Annotated in this window: 8 protein-coding genes; 1 reads left to right on the top strand and 7 read right to left on the bottom strand. The window is 69.9% G+C overall.

Annotation, left to right across the window (positions count from 1 at the left end; genetic code table 11):
- The first annotated feature begins 507 nt into the window (after positions 1-507).
- Positions 508-1,464, top strand: coding sequence for a 2,3,4,5-tetrahydropyridine-2,6-dicarboxylate N-succinyltransferase (gene dapD, locus HF323_RS04365; protein WP_169581297.1), 957 nt, complete (start codon positions 508-510; stop codon positions 1,462-1,464).
- A gap of 122 nt (positions 1,465-1,586) precedes the next feature.
- Here the strand turns inward: dapD and HF323_RS04360 are convergent, their stop codons facing one another.
- From HF323_RS04360 to HF323_RS04330, 7 genes are all read right to left on the bottom strand, one after another.
- Positions 1,587-1,961, bottom strand: coding sequence for an SHOCT domain-containing protein (locus HF323_RS04360; RefSeq protein ID WP_169581296.1), 375 nt, complete (start codon positions 1,959-1,961; stop codon positions 1,587-1,589).
- Positions 1,962-2,014: 53 nt separating this feature from the next.
- Positions 2,015-3,310: a citrate synthase gene (locus HF323_RS04355; RefSeq protein ID WP_169581295.1), complete on the bottom strand. Its 1,296-nt coding sequence runs from the start codon at positions 3,308-3,310 to the stop codon at positions 2,015-2,017.
- Positions 3,311-3,492: 182 nt separating this feature from the next.
- Positions 3,493-4,602, bottom strand: a complete 1,110-nt coding sequence (dapC, locus tag HF323_RS04350) for a succinyldiaminopimelate transaminase (protein ID WP_169581294.1) — start codon at positions 4,600-4,602, stop codon at positions 3,493-3,495.
- A gap of 25 nt (positions 4,603-4,627) precedes the next feature.
- On the bottom strand, positions 4,628-4,948 hold the full coding sequence (gene fdxA / locus HF323_RS04345; protein WP_169581293.1) for a ferredoxin: 321 nt from the start codon (positions 4,946-4,948) through the stop codon (positions 4,628-4,630).
- A 9-nt stretch (positions 4,949-4,957) separates the two neighbouring features.
- Positions 4,958-5,329, bottom strand: coding sequence for a DUF6113 family protein (locus HF323_RS04340; protein ID WP_169581292.1), 372 nt, complete (start codon positions 5,327-5,329; stop codon positions 4,958-4,960).
- A 26-nt stretch (positions 5,330-5,355) separates the two neighbouring features.
- Entirely contained in the window at positions 5,356-5,670 is a 315-nt protein-coding gene (locus tag HF323_RS04335) for an AzlD domain-containing protein (RefSeq protein WP_169581291.1), read from the bottom strand.
- A complete protein-coding gene (locus HF323_RS04330) occupies positions 5,667-6,437 on the bottom strand; it encodes an AzlC family ABC transporter permease (RefSeq protein ID WP_169581290.1) in 771 nt (256 codons plus the stop codon). Before HF323_RS04330 ends, HF323_RS04335 begins: the two co-directional genes overlap by 4 nt.
- Positions 6,438-6,558 lie beyond the last annotated feature (121 nt).

The raw sequence follows: 6,558 nt of genomic DNA, 5'->3' as shown, positions 1-6,558 counted from the left end.
GGTCAGGACGAGGTTATTTGGCATTTGACAAGTGCACGCTGTTGAGTTCTCAAGGATCGGACGCACCCACCAACCAGCCACACAGACCAGCACAGCAGGGCAACTTCACAATCTTATCCGTCGCAGTCGTGATGTCAAACCGGCGCGCCGCGACCGAGAGGTCTGACGAGCATGTTCGGGGATCACGTCCTGAGAAGGAAGACTCCCAGTCTAGACCCGGAGGTCGATCGCCTCAACAGAGGTGACTCGAAAGGGAGGTGGTCCGCCGCTTGAGGGGGGTAAGGCTCTGGGCCTCTCCGCTTCCCTGTGGGGCGAACAACAAGAACATTACGCGACGTGGGCGCGGACGTCGAATCGGGGCAGCACCCCGGGCGTGTCGGACACCGACCACTCGGGGGAAGGCCCAGATCAGACCAGAAGTGCAGGGTCGAGGCATCCGGTACCGACCGCTCGTCGTGCGGCGCAACACGACCTGCCCGTCCGATGCGGCCGCGCTAGCGTGGAGGGATGAGCGACGAACGATGGGTGTGGGGCGTCGGCCTCGCGACGATGGCGGAAGACGGCACGGTTCTCGACACGTGGTTCCCCTCCCCGGAGACCGGCCGACTGCCGCTGGGCTTCGACCCCGCCATGCCGCCGGATGAGCTCGAGCGCCTCGCCGTCCCCGACCCGCGCCGCGCGGTCACGGTCGACGTGGTGTCGCTCGAGGTCGACCTCGACGCAGCTCCGGCGTCGACGAGCGACGCCTATCTGCGTCTGCACGCCCTCTCGCACCGGCTCGTCGCGCCGAACCAGCTCAACCTCGACGGCATCTTCGGCCATCTGCCGAATGTCGCCTGGACCAACGCCGGCCCCGTGCACCCGGAGACGCTGGCGAAGATCCGTCCCTTCCTCGTGCGCGAGGGGATCCAGGTGCAGGGACTGGACAAGTTCCCGCGCCTGCTCGACTACGTCACCCCTCCCGGCGTCCGCATCGCCGACGCGTCGCGCGTGCGGCTCGGCGCCTACCTCTCCCCCGGCACGACGGTGATGCATGAGGGCTTCGTGAACTTCAACGCCGGCACTCTCGGGCAGAGCATGGTCGAGGGTCGCATCTCTCAGGGCGTCGTCGTCGGCGACGGCAGCGACATCGGCGGTGGCGCCTCCATCATGGGGACGCTCTCGGGCGGAGGCGCGCTCAAGGTCTCGGTCGGCGCTCGCACCCTGCTCGGCGCGAACGCCGGCATCGGCATCTCGCTCGGAGACGACTGCGTCGTCGAGGCCGGCCTCTACGTCACGGCGGGCACGAAGGTGGTGCTCGTGGACGAGCCGACGCGCCCCGACGGCACGCCGGTCACCGCGAAGGGCGCCGAGCTCTCGGGCCGTAACGGCATCCTGTTCCGCCGCAACTCGGTGACGGGCGCGGTCGAGGCGGTACGCCGCGCCGGCGTCGGCGTCACGCTCAACGAGGCCCTGCACGCCTGAGCGGATCGCGCTTCGGCGTCGGGGCGACCCCGCCGGGCGGTGGCTCCGCGGGGGCAGACCGTGCATGGGCTGACCCCGCCGAAGGACGAACCCCGCCGGGCGTCCCCTGCCGGGGCATCCGCTCAGCCACCCAGGATCGCCGCTCGCGCCGCGCCTCGTTCGTCATCCGAGATGACACCACGCGTATGCAGGTCGTCGATCTCGGACAGGCGCTCCTCGAGCGACTTCGCGGGCGCGCGCCCGCCCGCAGCCTCGGCCGGCGCCGGGCGCAGCACGTCGCTGTCGAGCACCTTCGCAGCGAGCGCCGCATCGACCGTGAGCGGGTCGTGGCCCGCCCTCTTGATGACCGCGTACTTGCGGATGCCGATATAGACCGAGACGGCCAGGCCGATCAGGGCGATGACGAAGAACACGGCGAAGATCCCCGCGAAGGCCGCGGGCAACCCCGGGTTCACGATCTCCGGATCGACGGGAGGCATGAAGTCAGCACCGACCATGACCACACCATAACGCCCCGGACGCGCGCCGCCCGGCACGCGTGGGCAGGCGCTCAGACCCCGGGGTAGTTGCGCTCGCCTGCGCCGATGTACAGCTGCTGCGGACGGCCGATCTTCGTCTGCGCGTCACCGGCGGCCTCGCGCCACTGCGCGAGCCAGCCCGGCAGGCGCCCGATCGCGAAGAGCACGGTGAACATCCGGGTCGGGAAGCCCATGGCCTTGTAGATCACACCCGTGTAGAAGTCGACGTTCGGATAGAGGCGGCGCTCCTTGAAGTAGTCGTCGCTGAGAGCGATCTCCTCGAGCTGCTTGGCGAGGTCGAGGAGCGGATCGCTCACGCCGAGGGCCTCGAGAACCTCGTCGGCGGACTCCTTGACCAGCTTCGCGCGAGGATCGTAGTTCTTGTACACGCGGTGCCCGAAGCCCATGAGCTTCACGCCGTCTTCCTTGTTCTTCACGCGCTCGACGAATCGCTGCACGCTCTCACCGGAGTCGCGGATGCGTCCGAGCATGTCGAGGACGGCCTCGTTCGCGCCGCCATGCAGCGGCCCGTACAGCGCATTGATCCCGGCGGAGATCGACGAGAACTGGTTCGCGCCGGTCGATCCGACCAGGCGGACAGTGGACGTGGACGCGTTCTGCTCGTGGTCCTCGTGCAGGATGAGCAGGCGCTCCAGCGCCCGCGACATCACCGGGTTCACCTCGTAGATCTCGGACAGCACGCCGAAGTTGAGCTTGAGGAAGTTGTCGACGAAGCCGAGCGAGTTGTCGGGGTACAGGAACGCCTGCCCGATCGACTTCTTGTGCGCGTACGCCGCGATCACGGGCAGCTTCGCGAGCATGCGGATCGTGTTGAGCTCGACGTGCTCGGGGTTGTTCGGGTCGGACTCGGCCTCGTAGTACGTCGAGAGGGCCGACACGGCTGACGACAGCACCGACATCGGGTGCGCGGTGTGGGGCAGTGCCGAGAAGAACCGCTTGAGGTCTTCGTGCAAGAGGGTGTGGTGACGGATGCGGTCGTCGAACGCCGCAAGCTCATCGGCCGACGGCAGCTCGCCGTAGATCAGCAGCCAGGCGACCTCGAGGTACGTGCTGTTCTTCGCCAGCTGCTCGATCGGGTAGCCGCGGTAGCGCAGGATGCCCTGGTCGCCGTCGATGTAGGTGATCGCGGACTTCGTCGCCGCGGTGTTGACGAAGCCGTAGTCCAGCGCCGTGTGGCCGGTCTGGCGCGTCAGCGTCGAGAAGTCGATGCTCGGCGTTCCGTCGGTGCCGCGAAGGAGCGGGAACTCGGCGGTCGTGTCGCCGATCGAGAGGGTGGCCTTGTCGTGCTGGGTGCCCGCGTCGCTCACGGCGCCTCCTCGCGATTTCTGTCGTGTTGGGGGTGTCGTCCGCCTCGCGGACGCACAGGAGGCGCCTTCCGAGAACGGCAGCGGGGACGGGGATGCCGCGCCGCCGCGTCATTACAGCCTAGTGCGCTCGCAGGCCTACTGCGGACACCGCCAAAGGGTCCCGGCATCCGATGGAGGAATCCTCACGCACCGTCGGCGAGCCGCGCCGCGGCGGCGGCGACGCGCTCATCGGGCGCCGTCAGGGACAGGCGCACGTGCTGCGGGAAGTGGGTGCCGTAGAAGTGGCCGGGGCCCGCGAGGATCCCGAGGTCCGCCAGCCGACCGAGGCTGTCCCACGCGTCGCGGCCCTCCGTCGCCCAGAGGTAGAGCCCGGCCTCGCTCGAGTCCACGCGGAACCCCGCCGCCTCGAGTGCCGGCTTGAGCACCGCACGCCGGCGGCGGTAGCGCTCGCGCTGGACCTTGACGTGGTCGTCGTCGCCGAGCGCGGCGACCATCGCTGCCTGCACCGGGGCGGGCAGCATGAGACCGAGGTGCTTGCGCGCCGTGAGGAGCCGCGCCACGATCGCCGGGTCGCCGGCGAGGAACGCCGCACGGTACCCCGCGAGGTTCGACTGCTTGCTGAGCGAGTACACCGACAGGATGCCGGTGAGATCGCCGCCGGTCACGCGAGGATCCAGCGCGGACGGGATCGGCTCGCGATCCCACGGTGCGTCCCACCCGAGTTCCGCGTAGCACTCGTCCGATGCGAGCACAGCCCCGAGCACGCGGGTACGCGCGACGGCGGCCTGCAGGGCCGCAACATCGAGCACGCGCCCGTCGGGATTGCCGGGAGAGTTCACCCAGGCCAGCCGGGTCTCGGCCGGCCACGCGGCGGGGTCGTCGGATGCCATCGGAGTGGCCCCCACGAGCCGGGCCCCGACCTCGTACGTCGGGTAGGCGGCGCGGGGGTGGACGACGACGTCGCCCGGTCCGAGGCCGAGCAGCAGCGGAAGGAGCGCCACGAGCTCTTTCGAGCCGACGGTGGGGAGCACGTGATCAGCCGTGAGTCCCCGAACACCCCGACGACGGGCGTACCAGTCGGCGATCGCGGTGCGCAGCGCGGGCGTACCCACGGTCTGCGGATAGGCGTGGGCATCCGTCGCGGCACGCAGTGCCGCGGCGACGACGTCGGGGGTCTCGTCGACCGGGGATCCGATCGACAGATCGACGATCCCACCCCCGTGGTTGCGCGCTCGTGCGGCATAGGGTGCCACGGCGTCCCACGGGTAGTCGGCGAGGTCGGAGACACCCATCAGCGGGCCCCCTCGAACGAAGCGGTCACTCTGCCTGCGGCGGGAGTGCGGCGATGATCGGGTGGTCCTTGTGGATCACGCCGACCTTGGCGGCGCCGCCGGGCGAGCCGATGTCGTCGAAGAACTCGACGTTGGCCTTGTAGTAGTCCTGCCACTCGTCGGGCAGGTCGTCCTCGTAGTAGATCGCTTCGACGGGGCACACCGGCTCGCAGGCGCCGCAGTCGACGCACTCGTCGGGGTGGATGTACAGCGACCGTTCGCCCTCGTAGATGCAGTCCACCGGGCATTCGTCGATGCATGCGCGGTCTTTCACGTCCACACAGGGAAGGGCGATCACATACGTCACGATGCCAGTCTAGTTCTCCGCGAGCGGTCGGATGCGGTCCGGCCACGCGACGACGACCGCCACGAGGATCGGCAGCGCGACCGTCCAGATCGTGCCGAGCGGGCCTTCCGGGACGATCACCGAGCCGCCCGGCCCTTTGCCCGAGAACACCAGCGTGGACGCCATCATGCCCAGGCCCGTCGCGAGCGCCGCCCACCGATCGGCCGTGAGGAGGCGGACCGCCGCGAGCAGCGCCGCGCAGCCGACGACCGCCAGGACCAGACCGAGCGGGAACCAGCCGAGCTCATAAGCGTGCGCGATGGTGCCGGCCAGTCCGTAGACGATTCCCACCAGAAAGGCCACCACCCAGGTGCCGATACGGGCGGGAACGGAGGAGCGCACCCGAGAACTCTACCCGCGCCCGGATCTCACGCGGCCCAGCCCCACAGTCGCAGCAGGGCCGCGGTGACCGCCGCCGCAGCGACCACGACCAGGAACGGTGCGCGCACGAGGAGCAGCCCTGCCGCCACGAGCACGGCGGGCACGCGTGCGTCGACCTGGATGGCCTGGCCCGCACCGAGAGTCTGCACCGCGACCAGCGCGGAGAGGAGGGCGACGGTGAGAAGGTCGGCGATGCGCATCGGGCGGGGTGCTTCCAGCCACGCCGGCGGCACCAGATATCCGGTGGTCTTGAGCGCCACGCAGACGATGGCGGCCACCAGGAGGGCGGTCCACATGGTCACGGCAGTCCCTCCCTCTCGGCGACGTCCTCGGGCTCGTCCCATTCCGAGACGGCCGGGTCGTCATTCCCCAGCCAGTTGAGCCACCCGACAGCGATCGCCACCACGGCGGCGATGATCACCGGAAGCCCGGGCATGAGCACAGGGGTGAGGATCGTCGCCACCACTGCCGCAGCGATCCCCACGACAATGGGCTGCCGACGCCGCAGCCGTGGCCACAGCAGGGCGAGGAATGCCGCAGCGGCCGCGGCATCCAGCCCGTACGCGCGCGGATCCCCGAGGACGTCGCCCAGCAGGGCACCCGCGAGCGTGGACAGATTCCATCCCACATAGATGCCGATGCCGGTCACCCAGAACCCGATGGTGCGGGCATGCGGCGTCCGCTGCGCGAGCGAGACGGCGGTGGACTCGTCGATGGTGAAGTGAGCGGCGGCCGCGCGCCGCCAGAACCCGGGTCCGATGACCGGCGACATGCGCATGCCGTACGCGGCGTTGCGCACGCCCAGGAGACCGGCCGACACGATGGCCGCCGGCGCCGCCGCGAGGCCGCCCGCGCCCACGACGCCCACGAACGCGAACTGCGACCCACCGGTGAACATCAGCAGGCTCAGCACGCAGGTCTGCCAGACGTCGAGACCGGATGCCACGGCCAGCGCTCCGAATGAGACGCCGTAGGCGCTCGTGGCGAGCGCGACGCCGATTCCCTCGCGGGCTGCGCGCCGCCCCTCCCCCGCGCTGTGCGCATCGTCGAAGTGCGGGTCGAGGGTCACCCGCTCGATGCTACCGACGGCCCGCGGCGGCGCGTGCGGGCCGGTCGGTCATCCGTGGCCTGATCCCTGCCACAGAAGGCGACGGATGCCTCGATGCCGTCGGAACGGCGGGCGAGGCATC

This window comes from Microbacterium sp. MF43 (assembly GCF_012847295.1).
Lineage (GTDB): Bacteria > Actinomycetota > Actinomycetes > Actinomycetales > Microbacteriaceae > Microbacterium.
The sequence above is the reverse complement of the archived record's forward strand: the minus strand, read 5'-3'. Positions and strand labels throughout refer to the sequence as shown.

Excerpts from the sequence above, each read along its gene's own strand:
- dapD (WP_169581297.1), top strand. The coding sequence starts at position 508 with ATGAGCGACGAACGATGGGTGTGGGGCGTCGGCCTCGCGACGATGGCG.
- HF323_RS04360 (WP_169581296.1), bottom strand. The coding sequence starts at position 1,961 with ATGGTCGGTGCTGACTTCATGCCTCCCGTCGATCCGGAGATCGTGAAC.
- dapC (WP_169581294.1), bottom strand. The coding sequence starts at position 4,602 with ATGGGTGTCTCCGACCTCGCCGACTACCCGTGGGACGCCGTGGCACCC.